Genomic DNA, 19,228 nt, shown 5'->3' on the forward strand with positions numbered 1-19,228 from the left:
CCGTTCTGACCGCATCAAACCTGCAGCCAGAACGTGACGGGCCCATCGTTGACCAGCGCTACCTGCATATCCGCAGCAAAGCGGCCGGTTTCAGTGACGACACCTTTGTTGCGACAGCAGGCAACAAAATCTTCGTAAAGGCGCCGGGCTTCCGCTGGCTCTGCGCCGCCAGAGAAGCTCGGGCGCATACCTTTTTGCGTATCGGCCGCCAGCGTAAATTGCGAAACCACCAGCACGCTGCCGCCGGCCTGCTGCACGTTCAGGTTCATTTTGCCGTTATCGTCGCTGAAAATACGGTAGCCGAGTACGCGCTCACACAGCCGCTGCGCCTTTTGTTCATCATCGCCTTTTTCCACGCCTAATAAGATTAGCAAGCCCGGGCCAATTTCACCGATGGTCTCGCCGTCCACCGTGACGCTGGCGTTCAGCGCTCGTTGAATTAAGGCAATCATTCTGTCTTTTCTTCTTGTTTAAGCTGGCGATACTCGCCGAGAGTAACGGTAATTTCCGCGCCCAGTAAGACAATACACCACGTCCACCAGACCCACAGAAACAGAATAGGAATAACAGCCAACACACCGTAAATCAGCTGATATGAAGGAAACATCGTAACATAAAGCGCAAAGCCTTTTTTCCCCAGCTCAAAAAGGAGTCCCGCAACCAGCGCGCCTGCCAGCGCATCTTTTCCCGGCACCGGCCGCGTAGGCACAATGCTGTAAAGCAGCCAGAAAGAGAGCCAGGAGAGCAGCAGCGGAAAGATCCGCAGGCCGTGGTCTATCAGCCCGCTGACGCCGCTGACCGAAGCCCAGCGCAGCGACAGCATATAAGAGCTGATCGCCAGGCTGGCTCCCGCCAGCAGCGGACCAAGCGTCAGGATCATCCAGTAAACGGCAAAGGAGTAGACGATGGGCCGCTTACGCTTGCTGCGCCAGATGGCGTTCAGCGCGGTATCGATGGAATGCATCAGCAGCAGCGCCGTAACCACCAGGCCACAGGCTCCTACGGCAGTCATCTTATTGACGTTGGCGACGAACTGCTCCAGATAGCTCTGGATCACCGTGCCGGACGCGGGCACAAAGTTTTGAAAAATAAACAGCTTGAGCTGTCGGCTAACGTCTGAAAAAGCCGGGAAAGCGGCAAAAAGCGCAAACACGACGGCCACCAGCGGCACCAGCGACAGCAGCGAAACGTAGGCAAGATGGCCTGCCAGCGTGGTCATGCCATCTTCATCAATACGCTGCCAGAGCAGCTTTATCCAGCGCCAGGTCGCTCGCAGCCGGGGACGATTATTAATCAGCCGCATTGGCAAAGAAGGCCGGAATGGTTGTCGAATCGGAAACGTGTATGCTCTGAATACCCAGCGCCTCCGCCGCCTGAATGTTTTCCAGGTTATCGTCAAAAAACAGGGTTTGAGCGGCGCTAAAGCCCTCTTCGCGCAGAACCTGCTGAAAAATACGCGCTTCGGGTTTGCGCATTCCCATTTCCTGCGAAAGATAGAGCTTGTCTGCGGCTTTCTGTACCTCGGGATACTGCGATGGCCAGAAACGCTGGTGAAGGCGATTGGTGTTAGAGAGGATCACGACTCGTTCGCCGCGCGCGCGCAGCGTATTCATAATGCCAATAACGTCCGGACGAACGCCGACGAAGACCGCCTGCCAGCCCGCGGTGAACTGTTCGAAGCTTAATGCCAGCCCCAGCTCATCACATATTTTCTCGGCAAAGGTTTCGTCACTGATTTCTCCGCGCTCGTGCTGCTGGAAGCTTTCGCCCATCACAAAGCGGCTTTGCAGCGTGGCTAAGGGAACGCGACCTAAATCGCTCCAGACGCCCAGGACCCGGTTGAAATCAATATCAACAATGACGTTACCTAAATCAAAGATATACAGCATGGTCATCTCCATTTGTTCCGGTAAGGTATTCACTCTAGCGGTAAAAAGGACGACTGAACAGGTGAACGGTAAACATCTGGATAACAGCTCGCAAATTGTAAACAGCCAAAACGGCGCGCAGCTGCTTTCCCCTCCACCTGTTTTCTAAAAAACCTATAAACATGCTGCATTGTTTTATGACGCGTTCTTCTTTTACAGACTGCTGACAGATAAAAAAAAACGCCCCTCAGTTGCCTGAAGAGCGTTTATCAGTCAAAAACGTGGATTAAACGTCTTTGCTGCCGCGTGAAGCGCGTTTACGATCGTTTTCGGTCAGGTGACGTTTACGAATACGTACGGACAGCGGAGTCACTTCCACCAGCTCGTCGTCATCGATAAACTCAATCGCCTGCTCAAGAGTCATCTTGATAGCCGGAACCAGCGTAGTCGCTTCGTCAGTACCGGAAGCACGCATGTTGGTCAGCTTCTTACCGGTCAGACAGTTAACGGTCAGGTCGTTAGAACGGCTGTGAATACCGATAACCTGGCCTTCATAAACCTCTGCACCGTGACCCAGGAACAGCTTACCGCGATCCTGCAGGCTGTACAGGGCGAACGCTACCGCTTTGCCCTGGCCATTAGAGATCAGCACGCCGTTCTGGCGCTGGCCAACTTCACCCGGACGAATGTCGTCGTAGTGGCTGAAGGTGGAGTACAGCAGGCCGGTACCGGAAGTCATGGTCATGAATTCGTTACGGAAGCCGATCAGGCCACGGCTTGGGATCACGTAGTCGAGACGTACGCGGCCTTTGCCATCCGGATCCATGTTTTTCATGTCCGCTTTACGCTCACCCATCGCCTGCATCACAGAACCCTGGTGCTGTTCTTCGATATCCAGCGTCACGTTCTCGAACGGTTCCTGTTTACGGCCGTCGACTTCGCGGAAGATAACTTTCGGACGGGATACCGCCAGTTCGAAACCTTCACGACGCATGTTTTCGATCAGAACGGACAGGTGCAGCTCGCCACGACCAGAAACGCGGAATGCATCAGCATCTTCAGTTTCTTCTACGCGCAGCGCAACGTTGTGCACCAGCTCTTTACGCAGACGATCCAGAATCTGACGAGAAGTAACGAACTTACCTTCTTTACCGCAGAATGGAGAGGTGTTGACGTTAAAGAACATGGTAACGGTTGGTTCATCAACGCTCAGGGCCGGCAGCGCTTCCACGTTCTGCGGATCGCAGATGGTGTCAGAGATGTTCAGCTCGCCCAGACCGGTGATAGCGATGATATCGCCCGCTTCCGCTTCGGTGGCGTCGATACGCTCCAGACCCAGGTGAGTCAGCACTTTACCGACTTTACCGTTACGGGTTTTGCCTTCGCTGTCGATGATGGTGACCTGCTGGTTCGGCTTCACTTTACCGCGCTTGATGCGGCCGATGCCGATTACGCCAACGTAGTTGTTGTAATCCAGCTGAGAGATCTGCATCTGGAACGGCGCTTCCATCTCAACCTGCGGAGGAGAAACGTGCTTCACGATAGCTTCGTACAGCGGCGTCATGTCTTCAGCCATGTCGGTGTGGTCAAGACCAGCGATACCGTTCAGGGCAGAAGCGTAGATTACCGGGAAATCCAGCTGGTCGTCGGTCGCATCCAGGTTAACGAACAGGTCAAATACCTGATCGACAACCCAGTCAGGACGCGCGCCCGGACGGTCAACTTTGTTAATGACCACGATCGGCTTCAGACCATTAGCAAAGGCTTTTTTGGTCACGAAGCGGGTTTGCGGCATAGGGCCATCCATTGCATCCACAACCAGCAGCACCGAGTCAACCATTGACATCACACGCTCTACCTCACCGCCGAAGTCGGCGTGTCCTGGGGTATCCACGATGTTGATACGGTAGTCGTTCCATTTAATGGCGGTGTTTTTTGCGAGGATGGTAATCCCACGCTCTTTCTCCAAATCGTTGGAGTCCATTACGCGTTCGGTTGCTTCAGTACGGGCATCAAACGTACCGGACTGCTGCAGCAACTTATCAACCAGGGTAGTTTTACCATGGTCAACGTGGGCAATAATGGCGATGTTACGCAAATTTTCGATCACAGCTTTGCCTCAGGCATTAGAAATAGCGCGCTATTGTACACGGATTAATCGAAGAGCTGAACAGGATCACAGATTTCAATTAAAGATAACTTTCGGGGTTGCTTTCAGCGCCGTTTGCAGTGCAAAAAACGCACGTCATCGAAAAAATGCACCATAATAGTGCTTACCCTGACTGTTAAAGCACCATAATGGTGCGCGACTTCCATTATGGTGCAGCTCTCGTTTCACGAGAGGGCGCATCATAGCGCTTTTTCAGGCAATTAAGAAAGTTGGCATAGTTTTCGCTTTAAATAAATCAGGTGAAAACGATGCGTTTCTACAACGGTAGCCTGTCAGAGAATGTAATTATCGGTCGGCTGGGCGAGATAAGCAAAGCGCACCGCGAAAGTTCTCTACTATGACGACCACGACAATATCCAGGAGAGTTAAGTATGTCCGCTGAACACGTTCTGTCGATGATGAACGAGCATGAAGTCAAGTTTGTTGACCTGCGCTTCACCGACACCAAAGGCAAAGAGCAGCACGTTACCATTCCTGCTCACCAGGTGAACGCTGACTTCTTCGAAGAAGGCAAAATGTTTGACGGCTCCTCTATCGGTGGCTGGAAAGGCATTAACGAATCTGACATGGTGCTGATGCCTGACGCGACGACTGCTGTCCTGGATCCTTTCTTTGAAGACTCTACGCTGATCATCCGCTGCGATATCCTTGAGCCAGGCACCATGCAGGGCTATGACCGCGATCCGCGCGCCATCGCCAAGCGTGCAGAAGATTTCCTGCGTTCTTCCGGCATTGCAGATACCGTGCTGTTTGGACCAGAGCCAGAATTCTTCCTGTTTGACGACGTTCGCTTTGGCGCAACCACTTCCGGTTCTCACGTTGCTATCGACGATATCGAAGCGGCATGGAACACCGGTAAAGAATACGAAGGCGGCAACAAAGGCCACCGTCCAGGTCTGAAAGGCGGTTACTTCCCGGTTCCACCAGTCGACTCTTCACAGGACATCCGTTCTGCAATGTGTCTGACCATGGAGCAGATGGGCCTGGTGGTTGAAGCTCACCACCATGAAGTAGCTACAGCGGGTCAGAACGAAGTGGCCACCCGCTTCAACACCATGACCAAAAAAGCTGACGAAATTCAGATCTACAAATATGTCGTGCACAACGTAGCTCACGCTTTCGGCAAAACCGCGACCTTTATGCCAAAACCAATCTTTGGCGATAATGGTTCCGGCATGCACTGCCACATGTCCCTGTCTAAAGGCGGCACTAACCTGTTCGCTGGCGACAAATACGGCGGCCTGTCTGAAATGGCGCTGTTCTACATCGGCGGCGTGATCAAACACGCTAAAGCGATCAACGCCCTGTCTAACCCGACCACTAACTCTTACAAGCGTCTGGTTCCGGGTTATGAAGCGCCGGTCATGCTGGCTTACTCCGCCCGTAACCGTTCTGCTTCTATCCGTATCCCGGTTGTTGCCAGCCCGAAAGCGCGCCGTATTGAAGCTCGCTTCCCGGATCCAGCGGCTAACCCATACCTGTGCTTTGCCGCACTGCTGATGGCTGGCCTGGACGGCATCATCAACAAAATCCATCCTGGCGATGCAATGGACAAAAACCTGTACGACCTGCCGCCGGAAGAAGAAGCTGAGATTCCAAAAGTAGCGGGTTCACTGGAAGAAGCGCTGAGCGCGCTGAACGAAGATCGTGAGTTCCTGACTCGTGGCGGCGTGTTCACTGACGACACCATTGATGCCTACATCGATCTGCGTAAAGCCGAGATGGACCGCGTGCGTATGACGCCACATCCGGTTGAGTTCGAACTGTACTACAGCGTTTAATGTAAACCCGGCGCGTTTCGGGCACCTCAGGCTTTCGAAGCAATTCGACTGAACGGGCCATAGCGTGAAAGACGCCGGGGTTTTGCCGTGGAAATTTTCAGCCCATCTCCGGATGGGCTTTTTTCGCCGCAAATTCAGGGTTCAGACAGACGAATACCGGGTTTGGTGGCTATAATGCACTGAAATGGTGCAGGAGAAGGCTGTATGGCAACTGGCACGCCGCCCGATGCTGGGCAGATTCTCAATTCTTTAATTAACAGTATTTTGCTGGTTGATACCGAGCTGGTGGTGCATTACGCCAACCCGGCCGCCCAGCAGCTGCTGGCGCAAAGCTCGCGTAAACTCTTCGGCACGCCGCTACCGGATTTGATGGGCTATTTTTCGCTGAATATCGAGGTAATGCGCGAGAGCCTGAATGCCGGCCAGGGCTTTACCGACAGCGAGGTGACGCTGGTGGTCGACAGCCGTGCGCATATTATGTCGCTAACGGCACAGCTGCTTCCCGATGGCTTAATCCTGCTGGAAATGGCGCCGATGGATAATCAGCGACGCCTTAGCCAGGAGCAGATACAGCACGCCCAGCAGGTCGCCGCACGGGATTTAGTGCGTGGGCTGGCTCATGAGATTAAAAACCCGCTGGGTGGATTACGCGGCGCGGCACAGCTGCTGGCCAGAGCCTTGCCCGATCCTTCCCTAACGGAATATACCAAAGTCATTATTGAACAGGCGGATCGCCTGCGCAATCTGGTCGATCGCCTGCTTGGCCCACAGCAGCCGGGCATGCACGTAACGCAAAGCATTCATCAGGTCGCGGAACGCATCGTTAATCTGGTATCGATGGAGCTGCCTGATAACGTAAAGCTGATTCGTGATTACGATCCCAGCCTGCCGGAACTGCCGCACGATCCCGATCAGATTGAGCAGGTTCTGCTGAACGTTGTCCGCAATGCGCTACAGGCTCTGGGCGAAAGCGGCGGCTCTATTACGCTGCGTACCCGAACCGCTTTTCAGCTGACGCTGCACGGGGTTCGTTACCGTCTGGTCGCGCGTATTGATATCGAAGATGACGGCCCCGGCATCCCGTCACAGCTACAGGATACGCTGTTTTATCCCATGGTGAGCGGACGCGAAGGCGGTACCGGCCTGGGTCTGTCGATAGCCCGCAGCCTGATTGACCAGCATTCAGGAAAAATCGAATTTAACAGTTGGCCTGGCCACACCGAATTCTCCATATTTTTGCCTATTCGCCAGTGAGGTTTCTATGCAACGAGGGATAGTCTGGATCGTCGATGACGATAGTTCCATCCGCTGGGTGCTTGAACGCGCGCTCACTGGAGCCGGTTTAAGCTGTGCCACTTTTGACAGCGGTAATGAGGTGCTGGATGCCCTGGCCACCAAAACCCCGGACGTTTTACTTTCTGATATTCGTATGCCCGGCATGGACGGGCTGGCGCTACTCAAGCAGATTAAGCAGCGTCACCCTATGCTGCCGGTCATCATCATGACCGCGCACTCCGATCTGGATGCTGCCGTCAGTGCCTATCAGCAGGGCGCGTTTGATTACCTGCCTAAACCTTTCGATATTGATGAGGCCGTCGCGCTGGTAGAACGCGCCATCAGCCACTATCAGGAGCAGCAGCAGCCGCGCAATCAGCCGGTAAGCGGCCCGACAACCGATATCATCGGCGAAGCGCCAGCGATGCAGGATGTTTTCCGCATTATTGGCCGTCTCTCTCGCTCGTCGATAAGCGTATTAATCAACGGCGAATCGGGTACGGGTAAAGAGCTGGTAGCCCATGCGCTGCATCGACACAGCCCACGCGCCAAAGCACCGTTTATCGCCCTGAACATGGCTGCTATTCCGAAAGATTTGATTGAATCGGAGCTTTTCGGCCACGAAAAAGGCGCGTTTACCGGTGCGAACCAGATCCGTCAGGGCCGCTTTGAACAGGCCGATGGCGGCACGCTGTTTCTGGATGAAATCGGCGATATGCCGTTAGATGTGCAAACCAGGCTGCTGCGCGTGCTGGCAGACGGACAGTTTTATCGAGTTGGCGGCTATGCTCCGGTAAAAGTGGACGTGCGGATTATCGCGGCAACCCACCAAAATCTGGAGCTCAGGGTTCAGGAAGGCAAATTCCGCGAAGACCTTTTTCACCGCCTGAACGTTATCCGCGTGCATCTTCCGCCGCTGCGTGAACGTCGTGAAGATATTCCCCGGCTGGCAGGTTACTTCCTGCAGGAAGCCGCGCGTGAGCTGGGCGTAGAAGCAAAAATCCTGCATCCGGAAACCGAAACGGCGTTAACCCGGCTTCACTGGTCAGGCAACGTGCGCCAGCTGGAAAACACCTGTCGCTGGTTAACGGTGATGGCCGCAGGCCAGGAAGTATTGATTCAGGATCTGCCGCCCGAACTGTTTGAGACCTCTACGCCGGACAATCCGGTACAGTCGCTGCCGGACAGCTGGGCTACGCTGTTGGCGCAGTGGGCCGATCGCGCCCTGCGTTCCGGTCATCAAAACCTGTTGTCAGAAGCACAGCCGGAGATGGAGCGCACGCTGCTGACGACGGCTTTACGTCACACTCAAGGCCATAAGCAGGAAGCGGCGCGCCTGTTGGGATGGGGCCGCAATACGTTGACGCGCAAGCTGAAGGAACTGGGAATGGAGTAAAGAAAGATGAAGCATAAAAAGACGGCAGGCCGCACATTTTTTATGCTTTTTCGACTTTACACGGCGATGCCAGTCAGTATCATTCTGAACGATTACCGGGAGGAAGATCATGCTGGAATCGTTAATCCATCTTGTGACGCACTATGCGCAGACGGGCGCGGCGCATTCTCCGCAAACTGCCATAGCCGCCGTGCTGTGCGCTATCATGCTGAATCTTTCTGGCTAAGAATAAGGTTCAGCATACAAAAAGCCGGGAGCGCAGCTGTTCCCGGCTTTTTTATCTCCATCCAAAGTCACCTGGCCGCATCAGCTGATGGCCAGCCTGCACGATTCAGATAACCCGCGAAAACTGCTGCCTGCGCGCCTGCTGCCGCAGATAGCTATCGAAGCACATGCAGATATTCCTGACCAGTAAACGCCCTTTAGCGGTGACCTGAAGGCCCTTCTCATGGCGCTTGACCAGTCCGTCCGCCACCAGCGGTGCAAGCAGCGCCAGATCTTCCGCAAAATACTCGGTAAAGCGCCTGCCGTCTGGCCGGAAATCTGCAAAATTAAGCGAAAAATTACACATCAGCGTTTTAATCACGTCCCGACGCAGTTTGTCATCAGCTGATAACTCTACGCCGCGCCACAAGGCCGTTCCTTGTGTAGCCAAGCCGGCATACCAGCTTTTTAACTCTTTCTGGTTTTGCGCATAGCTGTCGCCGATCATGCTGATAGCCGACACGCCCAAACCCAGCAAATCGTTCTCGCCCTGGGTGGTATAGCCCTGGAAATTGCGGTGCAGCTTCCCTTCACGTTGCGCAATCGCCAGTTCGTCATCCTGGCGGGCAAAGTGGTCCATGCCGATAAACTGGTAGCCTGCCGCGGTCAGCGTGGTTATGGACTGCTGCAGGATAGCCAGCTTTTGCCGGGAATCGGGCAGATCGGCCTCCTTGATTTTGCGCTGGGCGGCAATGTGGTCAGGCATATGCGCATAGTTGAACACGCTTAGCCGGTCAGGATTCAGTCCGATGATTTTTTGTAGGGTAAAAGCAAAGCTTTCCGGCGTCTGTTTCGGTAAACCGTAGATCAAATCAAGATTAACCGAGCGGAAACCCACCAGCCTGGCGCGCTCAAGCAACGCCACTATCGTTTGTTCGTCCTGAACGCGGTTAACTTTTTGCTGCACTTCCTTATTAAAATCCTGCACGCCCATGCTCAGGCGGTTGAAGCCAAGCGCATACAGATGGTCGATCACCTCCAGCGCAATTTCACGCGGATCGACCTCAATAGAAAGTTCGGCGCTATCGCTAAACGTAAAATGCTGGCGCAACAGCGCCATCAGCCTGGCGAGCTGCGCTTTATCCAGAAAAGTAGGTGTGCCGCCGCCCCAGTGCATCTGCGTAACGATGCGATTGCTGAACAGCCCGGCACGGGCTTTGATTTCGAGCGCCAGCGCCTGAAGATACTCATCAGCTTTATGGGCGTGGCGAGTCACAACCTTGTTGCAGCCGCAGAAGTAGCAAAGCCGGTGACAAAAGGGAATATGGACATAAAGCGACAGCGGCCGCTCGGGATAGCGCTGGCTGGCGCAGATAAAGTTCGCTTCCTGATAGTTTTCGCTGAACTCCAGCGCGGTAGGATAAGAGGTGTAACGAGGGCCAGAGATATTATATTTTTGCAGCAGGACGGTGTCCCACTCAATTATCTGCGTCACGGTATTCTCTCCTGCGTTGGCGTCTGGATGCCGACCGTCGGATGGGAATAGCGCGCGAAGGCGAAAAGACGGTCGTTCTGCGCAGCCGATTTTTCAGCCGGGACAGACGCCGTAGTTTAACGAAGAGCCAGCCGCCGCAGAGCAGAAGAATCAGCAGATAAATTGATCCAGGCCAAATCATCGCCAGAGAAACCTTTTGCAGAGGCGACGCCTTTCAGCGTCGCTCTGATATTAAGTCTAAAAGCGCCAGATTAGTTGCCGCCCTTAAGCAGGCGATACATATCTTCTTCGGCTTCTTCATCCTCAACATCGTCATCCAGGGCGATGCCCAGCTGTTCCATCAGCGTATCAATGCGGTCAAGCGTCTGATCCAGCCATGCCTGATCTTCTGCCTTCAGCGTTTCGCCATTTTCCAGGCGATCCAGCAACAGGTCCAGACGTTCGTCATTTTCAAGCTTAGCCAGCTCTTCTTCTGGCGTCAGGCGAAGCTTTTTCTCTTCCTGCGGCTTCGCTTTTTTCACCGGTTTTGCCGCTAAGGGCGCAGCCGCACCCAGCGCGACGGGCTTTTTACTGCCGATACGCGGGTCTTTGTCTGTGGCGCTTCCGCCGTTTTTCTTCGCTGTGGTGACCGGATTGGCACGGCTACCGGAGGCGTTACCGCGATGCTTCTTATCACGCTTGCGATCGCGCGCTTCAGTATTGATTTCATCGCGCGTTTTGCGTTTCGTTTTTGCCGCCGGTTTTTTCTGTGGATCGCGTGCAGGTTGCTTCATGGTTTCTGCTCTCAGACTATTTATCTTCAGTATAGAATTGCGGCGGAATCTAGCAGAAAGCAGACAAAGAAAAAAGGCGCCAGGTCACCCTGTCGCCTTTTTTCACACCTTCCGTAGAAGGACTGACTAAGTCAGCATCCTTTTTAGCAGCCAACTTCCCGGTTTTCCATTGCCGCGTCGTCCTTCATGGACGTAGTCCTTTCCTTCAGATGAATCGCATCCCTCGATATTTTCCTTCCCTGCTCTGCACCATCCTGATGTCCCCTGAGCACTTCATCCTGAAGCGAGCCGCCCTGGCTCTGACAACTAATGTAGTCGATATCACAAAACTCACAAGGCGACTTCAGAAAAAATTTTATTTTTCTTTGGCACCAATTTAATAAGTTCCTGATAATAAATTACTTTGCATGTTGAGCTCAGATAAAAAAAAGTAAAGTTCTGGCAAAAGATATGGGCGATCTCTTACAAAGCCTCTGCGGCATAGTGTCCTGTCGGGCGCTTTTAATCTATACAAGGTATACTCTGCGCAATTGTTCTTATTATCTGGAGTTTTTATCTTGTCTGGCTGGAATTATCACGTTACCCACTTTGTTACCAGCGCGCCTGACATTCGTCACCTTCCAGCCGATATCGGTATTGAAGTCGCGTTTGCCGGTCGTTCCAATGCGGGAAAATCCAGCGCGCTGAATACGCTGACCAATCAAAAAAGCCTGGCCCGCACCAGTAAAACGCCGGGCAGGACGCAGTTAATCAATCTGTTTCAGGTGGCTGAAGGCTATCGCCTGGTGGATCTGCCCGGCTACGGTTATGCGGAAGTTCCCGAAGAGATGAAGCTGAAATGGCAGCGCTCGCTGGCGGAGTATCTGCAAATGCGCGACTGTCTGAAAGGGCTGGTCGTCCTGATGGATATTCGCCATCCGTTAAAGGATCTGGACCAGCAGATGATCCAGTGGGCGGTACAGAGCGGCATTCAGGTGCTGGTGCTGTTGACCAAAGCCGACAAGCTGGCTTCCGGCGCGCGTAAGGCACAGCTGAATATGGTACGCGAAGCCGCTAAAGGTTTTCCAGGCGATGTGCAGGTAGAAGCGTTCTCTTCTCTGAAGAAAATCGGCGTTGATAAGCTTCGTCTGAAGCTGGACAGTTGGTTTAGCGAAATCCCACCGTCCAGCGAAGAGTCGCTGCCGGAAGCCTGATGGGCTGCTGAAAAAATCCAATAAAAAACGCCCCAGTCATAACGACTGGGGCGGCTAAATATTCAGCCAAATCCGATTACGTGAAGTAAAAGGTCTGAAAGATAGAACATCTTACCTCTGTACCCTACAACTTCAACTCTACATGATTTTTTCAGGCCTAAAAAGGGTTTTTTGCCGTTATTTTTCACAAAATCCGCATTGTTATCCAAGATAGTTCACATAAAACAGCATTGCCTGTAGCCATACTGCAAAAAAAATGCTTTGGGGATAACAATTTATCGCGCTCAAAAATGGACGCGCGGAATGGGTAATTATTAGCACCTTAACGAGCAACCGACAGCAAGGCAGTAAACCACCCGCCTTGCCGCGATTTTACTTAATTATCAGTGTGCTTCATCCCAGTTGTGGCCAACGCCAACGTCAACGCGCAGCGGTACATCCAGCTGCATGCTGTTTTCCATTAGCTCACGGATTTTGATCGTTGCCGCTTCGACTTCTGACGTCTTCACTTCAAACACCAGTTCATCGTGTACCTGCATAATCATTTTGACATCCGGATCGGCCTGCGGCGTCAGCCAGCCATCCACAGCAATCATAGCTCGCTTAATGATATCGGCCGCCGTGCCCTGCATTGGTGCGTTAATCGCCGCCCGTTCTGCTGCTTTACGGCGCATCGCGTTGCTGGCCTTGATGTCCGGCAAATAGAGGCGACGGCCATCCAGCGTGGAGACGTAACCTTTTGCGGCCGCCTGCTGACGCGTGCTTTCCATATATTCCAGCACGCCGGGATAGCGTTCGAAATAAAGCTCCATATATTTTTTTGCCTCGCCAGCGCCAATATTGAGCTGGCGGGAAAGACCGAAGGCGCTCATGCCGTAAATCAGACCAAAGTTAATCGCTTTTGCGCTACGGCGCTGCTCGCCCGTCACTTTATCCAGCGCCATGCCAAAAACTTCTGCTGCCGTAGCGCGGTGAATATCTTCTCCCGCAGAGAAGGCGCTGAGCAGCCCTTTATCCTGGGAAAGATGCGCCATGATGCGCAGTTCAATCTGAGAATAGTCCGCAGCCAGGATCTGATGACCCTTCGATGCGATGAAAGCCTGGCGAATACGACGCCCTTCCTCATTCCGCACGGGAATATTTTGCAGGTTAGGATCGGTAGAAGAGAGGCGGCCCGTGGCTGTTACAGCCTGATGATAGGAAGTATGTACGCGCCCGGTTAACGGGTTGATCATCAACGGCAGCTTGTCGGTATAGGTCGACTTCAGCTTGGACAGACCACGATGCTCGAGGATCACTTTCGGCAATGGATAATCCAGCGCCAGCTCGGCCAGCACTTCCTCGCTGGTGGAGGGTGCGCCGCCCGGCGTCTTTTTAGTCGGTTTGATGCCTTGTTTCTCAAACAGAATAGTTTGCAGCTGTTTGGTTGAAGAAAGATTGAAAGGTTCGCCCGCCAGCTCGTGCGCCTTTGTCTCCAGTTCTGCCAGACGCGTGGTTAGCTCCTGCGAATGTTTTGCCAGGATTGCCTGGTCAATCAGCACACCGTTGCGCTCAATACGCGAAATCACCGTCACCAGCGGCATTTCGATATTTTCAAAAACCTCTTTTGGCCCCTGCTCTTTTTCCAGCTCTGACCACATTTTAAGATGCAGCTGGAGCGTGACGTCGGCATCTTCCGCCGCGTAATGCGCTGCCTGCTCCAGCGCTATCTGATTAAACGTCAGCTGTTTTTTACCTTTGCCGGCAATCTCTTCGAAAGTAACGGTTTTATGATTCAGCCAGCGCGAAGCTAAGGTATCCATATCGTGACGGCCTGCTACGCTGTTTAGCGCATAGGACTCCAGCATGGTGTCAAACTTGATACCCTGTAATTCGATACCGTAATTGTTCAGCACGCCGCGATCGTATTTGAGGTTCTGACCTACCTTAAACAGATTCTGGTCTTCCAGCAGCGGCTTCAGGCGTTCAAGTACGGCTTTACGATCCAGCTGTTCAGGCGCATCCAGATAATCATGGGCGACAGGCAAATAGGCAGCTTCGCCCGGCGCCACGGCAAAAGAGATACCGACGATATTGGCGCTTAACGTATCCAGCGAGTCCGTTTCCAGATCGAAAGCAAAGAGCGTGCTGCTCTGCAATTTTTGTAGCCAGTCGGCAAAAGTGGCTTCATCGAGAATGGTTACATAGCCGTCTGTGGCCAGAATGCTGGTAACCTCCGGCTGAACCTCAGGTTGCGCGGCCAGTGCTGGCTGCGCGGCGGCACCGCTTCTTTTACCCTGTAGCCATTTTCCTTCTTCTACATCGGTGATCCAGCGCTTGAATTCATAACGGCGGAACAGCGCCAGCAGCTCTTCAGCCGCAGGTTCATTAACGGTTAGCGCTTCGCAACCGAGTTCCAGCTCAACGTCCGTTTTAATGGTGGCCAGCTGGTAAGACAGAAATGCGACCTCTTTATTCTGCTCCAGCTTAGCCGCCATGGTTTTGGCACCGCGGAAGGAAAGATCGGCAACTTTATCCAGGTTATCGTAGATATCTTTGATACCGCCAAGACCCTGCAGCAGCGCCTGCGCGGTTTTCTCGCCGACGCCCGGCACGCCTGGAATGTTATCCGAAGAGTCTCCCATTAGCGCCAGAAAATCGATAATCAGTGACGGTGGGATGCCGTACTTCTCGACCACTTCTTCCGGGCCAAGGATGGCATTGTTCATGGTATTGATCAGCGTGATATCGGGCGTAACCAGCTGCGCCATATCTTTATCGCCAGTGCTGATTAAAACCGGAATGCCTTTCTTTCCGGCTTCCAGCGCCAGTGTGCCAATGACGTCATCCGCTTCGACGCCTGAAACCGCCAGCAGCGGCAGCCCCATAGCCCGGACCATATTGTGCAAAGGCTCAATCTGGGCGCGCAGGTCGTCAGGCATAGGCGGACGGTGAGACTTGTAATGCTCAAAAAGCTCGTCGCGGAACGTTTTTCCTTTGGCATCGAACACGACCGCAACATGGCTTGGCTTATATTGCAGCAGCAGGCTGCGCAGCATGTTAAGAACGCCATACATCGCCCCGGTAGGATCGCCGGCACTGTTCGTCAGCGGAGGAAATGCGTGATACGCACGGTAAAGATAAGAAGAGCCATCTACCAGAATAAGCGGGTTTTCTGCGATTTTTGCCATTGGGTGTCACGTTCCTGGTTATTTTTTTGCAATGAGGTAAGGATGCCACAGCTATGCCTGAAATATGAAATCTCTGCGCAGATTAAACGCCCTGAAATGTTGCTTTTGCGGCAGGTTTCGCAATCAATTGCTGTGGATAACTTTGTGCGTAAATTTCATAACAGATAAATTCATTGTTTTGAAAAAGAGCAATGCAGAAATAAAATATATTACATTCAAAGAGTTAATAAAAGGATCAGCCGAAAATTACGCGATCGCTTAATTTGAATAAATGTGGATATAAATTATGTGTATCAACGATCGTTTTAGATCGTCAAAGAAAATGGAGATCGCGGGACGGCTATTTTACGGGTAAATAAGAGAGAATTATCTGAACGCCACGGCGCTGAAACGCGCCGTGGCAGCGGAGCTTATTTCTGCGTCAAAAGGAATTTAACGACGTTGGCATACTGCTGCGTATAGTTATCCATTGAACTGGTATCCAGGCCGCCGTTGTTAACCATATATTTGCCGTTAACGAACATAGCCGGTACGCCACGCAGATCGACGTCTACCGCCGCTTTTTCCTGCTGGGCAACCAGAGATTTCACCACGAAGCTGTTCCAGGCTGCATCATACTCTTCCGGCTTGATACCGGCAGCTTTTACAAAAACGTCTTTCAGGCTGGCCGGATCGGTAATGGTCTGGCTTTTCTGAATGCCGTCAAAAATCGGCGCGGTCACTTTGTCTTCTACGCCCAGCGCCATGGCCACAGCCCATGCCTGAGTCACTACTTTACCCATATCGCCGCCAAGGAACTCAACGTGATATTTGGTTACTTTAGCATCGGCAGGCAGGTTTTTCTTTACGGCGTCGCTAACGTGCCAGACGTGTTCGAATTCATAGCAGTGTGGGCAGTAGAAAGAGAAGAACTCAAGAACCTTCGGTTCGCCCGCGACAGGCTTCTGTAGCGTCACATACTGTTTGCCGTCAGTAAACTGGGCAGCTGACGCGCTGAATGCCAGAAAAACACCTACCAGCGCGAATAAAATCTTTTTCATCTGAAACTCTCTCCTGACTGCAAAAAAAGCTGACCGGAAAAGGCGATCAGCCCTGGAATGCGGGCGTCAGCTGCAGAGGTGGCTCCTGCAACAGCCGGGCCTGCTCGTTGAAAATAGCAATTTGCCTGCGCCAGAAATCCTCGTCTCTCATCCAGGGAAAACTGGCTGGAAACGCGGGATCTTGCCAGCGCCTGACAATCCACGCCAGATAATAAACCATCCTCATGGCGCGTAAAGGCTCAATCAGTGACAATTCATGTGTGTCGAACTCACTGAATTCACTATAAGCTTCCAGCAATATATCCCACTGGATACGCTGTTCCTGAATATCGCCGTTAACCAGCATCCACAGATCCTGAATGGCGGGGCCGTTTCGCGCATCGTCAAGGTCGACAAAGAACGGGCCGTCACGCCATAAAATATTACCCGGATGACAGTCACCGTGCAGGCGAAGCGGCTGCCACTGAGTATGCCAGCACTTTTGTAAAGTTGTGCCGATCAGGCGGACGCTGGCTAATAAATTCTCTTTCAGCTTAGCGGGTATTAAGGTACTGGCTTCAAGTATCTGGAGCGGTTCAACAATATACTCTTCCAGTCCAATAGTGGGACGAGCGGCAAACAGGCTTTTTCGCCCTGTCTGGTGCATACGTCCCAGATAACGCCCAACCCATTCCAGATGATCGTAATTATCCGTCTCATACTGGCGGCCACCGAGGCTGGGGAACACGGTGAACAGGTAGCCATCGTGCTGGTGCAAGGTTTTCCCCTGTAGCGCCAGCGGAGCCGCAACAGGCAGTTCATCAGCCAGCAGCTGGACGGTAAACTGATGTTCTTCTTCGATCTGCTGCTGTGACCAGCGTTGTGGACGATAGAACTTAACGACGTAGCGTTTTTTGTCATCGTCAGAGAACTGGTATACGCGATTTTCGTAACTGTTTAGCGCGGTTAGTCCGGATTCTACCCGAATTCCCGTCTCCCAAAGCGCATCAAGGATTGTGTCAGGATTGAGGTTTTGAAAATTAAAAGCGGGTTCTGTCATCCGGCATACTCATAGCGGTTCGCAATGCGTTGAGAATATCATTAAACGCCCGGATGACGGATGAACAGATAGGCTTAATCTTTGATTACACCGCGAGCGCGGAGTAAGGCCGTTTTGAAATCCTCTTCATAATCTTTCTTAATTCCCGGAATTTCTTCATTTTTATCTGTATTGCGCATTTTAAGATGGTAAATCAGGACGTCATCCGTTAGTTCTTCCAGAGGATGAGTAAATCCGGCTTCGTCCGCCATTTTCTGTAAAAATTGCACCAGATTTAAATCGGGATCCTGTTGCCAGGCTGGCTGCAGCAGTGATATCAGTTCGTTAAGACGATGGCATTTCATAGTTCGGTTCCTGTTTGATTACGTTCCCGTTACGGTAACAGGGTTAAACCCACAAAAAAAGAGGGTGTAATACGCATGAGTTTTTCCGGTATCCCGGCATCAATAACAGGCGTGATTTTAGCCGGAGGGCGCGGTAGCCGCATGGGCGGAAAAGATAAAGGCCTGGTGTTGTATCGGGGAAAACCCCTTTATCAGCACGTTCTCCAACGCTTACAGCCGCAGGTCAATGCTGTTTATATCAGCGCTAACCGTAACCTGATGGAATATCAGCAAAGCGGCCTGCCCGTTATTACTGATTCCTTGCCTGACTTCCCGGGTCCACTGGCAGGCATGCTGGCGGCGCTGCAAACAATCAACAGCGAATGGCTGCTTTTTACGCCTTGTGATGTCCCTGAATTGCCCGAGGATCTTGCAGCGCAGCTGTGGCAACAAAAAGGAGAAGCACTGGCGGTTTGGGCACGTACGGCCGAACGCGACCATCCTGCCACCCTGCTGCTGCATAAAAGTCTGGTAAAATCGTTAACGGATTTTTTGCAGCGTGGTGAGCGTAAGGTAATGTTTTTCCTAAAAAACAGTGGTGGACATAGCGTGTTGTTTAATAACGCTGAGGCTTTTATGAATATTAATCGGCCTGAGGATTTATCAGGAGGCATACAGTGAAGGTGCCTTTGCTAGCGCTGGCCGCGCTCAGCGGCACGGGTAAAACTACGCTGCTGAAACAGCTTATTCCAGTGATGCAGGATAGAGGGATACGGTGTGGGCTGATTAAGCATACTCACCATGACATGGAAGTCGATAAGCCAGGTAAAGATAGCTATGAGCTACGCAAAGCGGGAGCTAACCAGGTTCTGGTTGCCAGCCAGCAGCGCTGGGCATTAATGACGGAAACGCCTGAACCGCAGGAGCTGGATCTTGCCTACCTGGCAAGCCGAATGGATGCTTCTTTACTGGATATAATTTTGATCGAGGGATTCAAAGACGAACCGGTGGCAAAGATTGTTTTGCATCGTGAAGCCTCAGGGAAACCATTGCCGGCGACGCTGGACCACTATGTGATTGCGGTGGCCAGTGATGCAAAGCTCTCGCTGGGTGTCCCCTGGCTGGATTTGAATAGTCCAGAAAGCGTGGTGGATTTTATTGCGGCCTGGCTGAAAAAGCAGACGTATGAGGATATTTAGCAATCGCAGAGCAGAAACAAGAGCCAGTGGCGGGCGATGAAGTTTCCCGGCGCGCAAATGCAAAGTACTGCCCGGAGAAGCGGGTTTCTGACACATAAGTGCGAAATGCTGTCCTGAGAAGCGGGTTCCCTGACGCACCAGTGCAGAGTACCGCCATCAGACGCGGGTTTCCTGACGCATAAATGCAAAAAACCCTGACCGTGAGGTCAGGGTTATCGCAATTTAATGCCTGGCAGTTCCCTACTCTCGCATGGGGAGGCCCCACACTACCATCGGCGCTACGGCGTTTCACTTCTGAGTTC

At 52.6% G+C, this 19,228-nt stretch carries 18 protein-coding genes and 1 rRNA gene; 7 read left to right on the plus strand and 12 right to left on the minus strand.

Annotated elements, in window-relative coordinates:
• Window positions 1–14 precede the first annotated feature (14 nt).
• The 4 genes from dtd to typA form a co-directional block, all read right to left on the minus strand.
• Window positions 15–452, minus strand: a complete 438-nt coding sequence (gene dtd, locus KUE00_RS19420) for a D-aminoacyl-tRNA deacylase (RefSeq protein ID WP_246761678.1) — start codon at window positions 450–452, stop codon at window positions 15–17.
• Window positions 449–1,303 (minus strand): virulence factor BrkB family protein, encoded by an 855-nt coding sequence (locus KUE00_RS19425; RefSeq protein ID WP_246761680.1) that lies wholly within the window; start codon window positions 1,301–1,303, stop codon window positions 449–451. The genes dtd and KUE00_RS19425 overlap by 4 nt, the downstream gene beginning before the upstream one ends.
• Window positions 1,290–1,889, minus strand: a complete 600-nt coding sequence (gene yihX / locus KUE00_RS19430) for a glucose-1-phosphatase (RefSeq protein ID WP_246761682.1) — start codon at window positions 1,887–1,889, stop codon at window positions 1,290–1,292. The genes KUE00_RS19425 and yihX overlap by 14 nt, the downstream gene beginning before the upstream one ends.
• A 265-nt stretch (window positions 1,890–2,154) precedes the next feature.
• A complete protein-coding gene (gene typA, locus KUE00_RS19435) occupies window positions 2,155–3,978 on the minus strand; it encodes a ribosome-dependent GTPase TypA (protein ID WP_246761684.1) in 1,824 nt (607 codons plus the stop codon).
• Window positions 3,979–4,409: 431 nt separating this feature from the next.
• Between typA and glnA the strand changes: the two genes are divergently transcribed.
• The 4 genes from glnA to KUE00_RS19455 all read left to right on the plus strand — a co-directional run bounded on the left by glnA (window position 4,410) and on the right by KUE00_RS19455 (window position 8,716).
• Complete coding sequence (glnA, locus tag KUE00_RS19440) at window positions 4,410–5,819, plus strand: glutamate--ammonia ligase (RefSeq protein WP_246761686.1); 1,410 nt, start codon at window positions 4,410–4,412, stop codon at window positions 5,817–5,819.
• Window positions 5,820–6,023: 204 nt separating this feature from the next.
• A complete protein-coding gene (gene glnL, locus KUE00_RS19445) occupies window positions 6,024–7,073 on the plus strand; it encodes a nitrogen regulation protein NR(II) (protein WP_246761688.1) in 1,050 nt (349 codons plus the stop codon).
• 7 nt (window positions 7,074–7,080) lie between these two features.
• Window positions 7,081–8,490: a nitrogen regulation protein NR(I) gene (gene glnG / locus KUE00_RS19450; protein WP_246761690.1), complete on the plus strand. Its 1,410-nt coding sequence runs from the start codon at window positions 7,081–7,083 to the stop codon at window positions 8,488–8,490.
• A 109-nt stretch (window positions 8,491–8,599) separates the two neighbouring features.
• Entirely contained in the window at window positions 8,600–8,716 is a 117-nt protein-coding gene (locus KUE00_RS19455; RefSeq protein WP_246761692.1) for a YshB family small membrane protein, read from the plus strand.
• Window positions 8,717–8,821: 105 nt separating this feature from the next.
• Here the strand turns inward: KUE00_RS19455 and hemN are convergent, their stop codons facing one another.
• Window positions 8,822–10,189 (minus strand): oxygen-independent coproporphyrinogen III oxidase, encoded by a 1,368-nt coding sequence (gene hemN, locus KUE00_RS19460; RefSeq protein WP_246761694.1) that lies wholly within the window; start codon window positions 10,187–10,189, stop codon window positions 8,822–8,824.
• A 251-nt stretch (window positions 10,190–10,440) separates the two neighbouring features.
• Window positions 10,441–10,962 carry a Der GTPase-activating protein YihI gene (gene yihI / locus KUE00_RS19465; protein ID WP_246761696.1) on the minus strand — a complete coding sequence of 174 codons (522 nt, stop codon included), beginning with the start codon at window positions 10,960–10,962 and terminating at the stop codon, window positions 10,441–10,443.
• Window positions 10,963–11,519: 557 nt separating this feature from the next.
• On the opposite strand from yihI, the gene yihA reads away from it, so the two are divergent.
• Window positions 11,520–12,155: a ribosome biogenesis GTP-binding protein YihA/YsxC gene (gene yihA / locus KUE00_RS19470; protein ID WP_246761697.1), complete on the plus strand. Its 636-nt coding sequence runs from the start codon at window positions 11,520–11,522 to the stop codon at window positions 12,153–12,155.
• A 62-nt stretch (window positions 12,156–12,217) separates the two neighbouring features.
• Here the strand turns inward: yihA and spfP are convergent, their stop codons facing one another.
• The 5 genes from spfP to KUE00_RS19490 all read right to left on the minus strand — a co-directional run bounded on the left by spfP (window position 12,218) and on the right by KUE00_RS19490 (window position 17,748).
• Window positions 12,218–12,265: a small protein SpfP gene (gene spfP, locus KUE00_RS22065; RefSeq protein ID WP_071892919.1), complete on the minus strand. Its 48-nt coding sequence runs from the start codon at window positions 12,263–12,265 to the stop codon at window positions 12,218–12,220.
• 273 nt (window positions 12,266–12,538) lie between these two features.
• Window positions 12,539–15,325, minus strand: a complete 2,787-nt coding sequence (gene polA, locus KUE00_RS19475) for a DNA polymerase I (protein ID WP_246761698.1) — start codon at window positions 15,323–15,325, stop codon at window positions 12,539–12,541.
• A gap of 410 nt (window positions 15,326–15,735) precedes the next feature.
• Window positions 15,736–16,365, minus strand: coding sequence for a thiol:disulfide interchange protein DsbA (gene dsbA / locus KUE00_RS19480; protein WP_246761700.1), 630 nt, complete (start codon window positions 16,363–16,365; stop codon window positions 15,736–15,738).
• 46 nt (window positions 16,366–16,411) lie between these two features.
• Window positions 16,412–17,404 (minus strand): serine/threonine protein kinase, encoded by a 993-nt coding sequence (locus KUE00_RS19485; RefSeq protein WP_246761702.1) that lies wholly within the window; start codon window positions 17,402–17,404, stop codon window positions 16,412–16,414.
• Between the two features lie 74 nt (window positions 17,405–17,478).
• On the minus strand, window positions 17,479–17,748 hold the full coding sequence (locus KUE00_RS19490; protein WP_246761704.1) for a YihD family protein: 270 nt from the start codon (window positions 17,746–17,748) through the stop codon (window positions 17,479–17,481).
• 75 nt (window positions 17,749–17,823) lie between these two features.
• Between KUE00_RS19490 and mobA the strand changes: the two genes are divergently transcribed.
• Together mobA and mobB are read left to right on the plus strand one after the other, a co-directional pair.
• Entirely contained in the window at window positions 17,824–18,408 is a 585-nt protein-coding gene (gene mobA, locus KUE00_RS19495) for a molybdenum cofactor guanylyltransferase MobA (protein WP_246761707.1), read from the plus strand.
• Entirely contained in the window at window positions 18,405–18,926 is a 522-nt protein-coding gene (gene mobB / locus KUE00_RS19500) for a molybdopterin-guanine dinucleotide biosynthesis protein MobB (RefSeq protein ID WP_246761709.1), read from the plus strand. Before mobA ends, mobB begins: the two co-directional genes overlap by 4 nt.
• 227 nt (window positions 18,927–19,153) lie before the next feature.
• On the opposite strand, the gene rrf is transcribed toward mobB, so the two are convergent.
• Window positions 19,154–19,228: ribosomal RNA gene (gene rrf / locus KUE00_RS21995) — 5S ribosomal RNA — on the minus strand; the annotation flags it as partial.

This window comes from Erwinia phyllosphaerae, assembly GCF_019132875.1.
Lineage (GTDB): Bacteria > Pseudomonadota > Gammaproteobacteria > Enterobacterales > Enterobacteriaceae > Erwinia > Erwinia phyllosphaerae.

Bases quoted from the DNA above. Each gene is read 5' to 3' on its own strand.
- dtd (WP_246761678.1), bottom strand. From the start codon at position 452: ATGATTGCCTTAATTCAACGAGCGCTGAACGCCAGCGTCACGGTGGAC.
- yihX (WP_246761682.1), bottom strand. From the start codon at position 1,889: ATGCTGTATATCTTTGATTTAGGTAACGTCATTGTTGATATTGATTTC.
- dsbA (WP_246761700.1), bottom strand. From the start codon at position 16,365: ATGAAAAAGATTTTATTCGCGCTGGTAGGTGTTTTTCTGGCATTCAGC.
- polA (WP_246761698.1), bottom strand. From the start codon at position 15,325: ATGGCAAAAATCGCAGAAAACCCGCTTATTCTGGTAGATGGCTCTTCT.
- KUE00_RS19485 (WP_246761702.1), bottom strand. From the start codon at position 17,404: ATGACAGAACCCGCTTTTAATTTTCAAAACCTCAATCCTGACACAATC.
- KUE00_RS19455 (WP_246761692.1), top strand. From the start codon at position 8,600: ATGCTGGAATCGTTAATCCATCTTGTGACGCACTATGCGCAGACGGGC.
- glnG (WP_246761690.1), top strand. From the start codon at position 7,081: ATGCAACGAGGGATAGTCTGGATCGTCGATGACGATAGTTCCATCCGC.
- yihI (WP_246761696.1), bottom strand. From the start codon at position 10,962: ATGAAGCAACCTGCACGCGATCCACAGAAAAAACCGGCGGCAAAAACG.
- glnL (WP_246761688.1), top strand. From the start codon at position 6,024: ATGGCAACTGGCACGCCGCCCGATGCTGGGCAGATTCTCAATTCTTTA.
- glnA (WP_246761686.1), top strand. From the start codon at position 4,410: ATGTCCGCTGAACACGTTCTGTCGATGATGAACGAGCATGAAGTCAAG.
- KUE00_RS19425 (WP_246761680.1), bottom strand. From the start codon at position 1,303: ATGCGGCTGATTAATAATCGTCCCCGGCTGCGAGCGACCTGGCGCTGG.
- mobA (WP_246761707.1), top strand. From the start codon at position 17,824: ATGAGTTTTTCCGGTATCCCGGCATCAATAACAGGCGTGATTTTAGCC.
- KUE00_RS19490 (WP_246761704.1), bottom strand. From the start codon at position 17,748: ATGAAATGCCATCGTCTTAACGAACTGATATCACTGCTGCAGCCAGCC.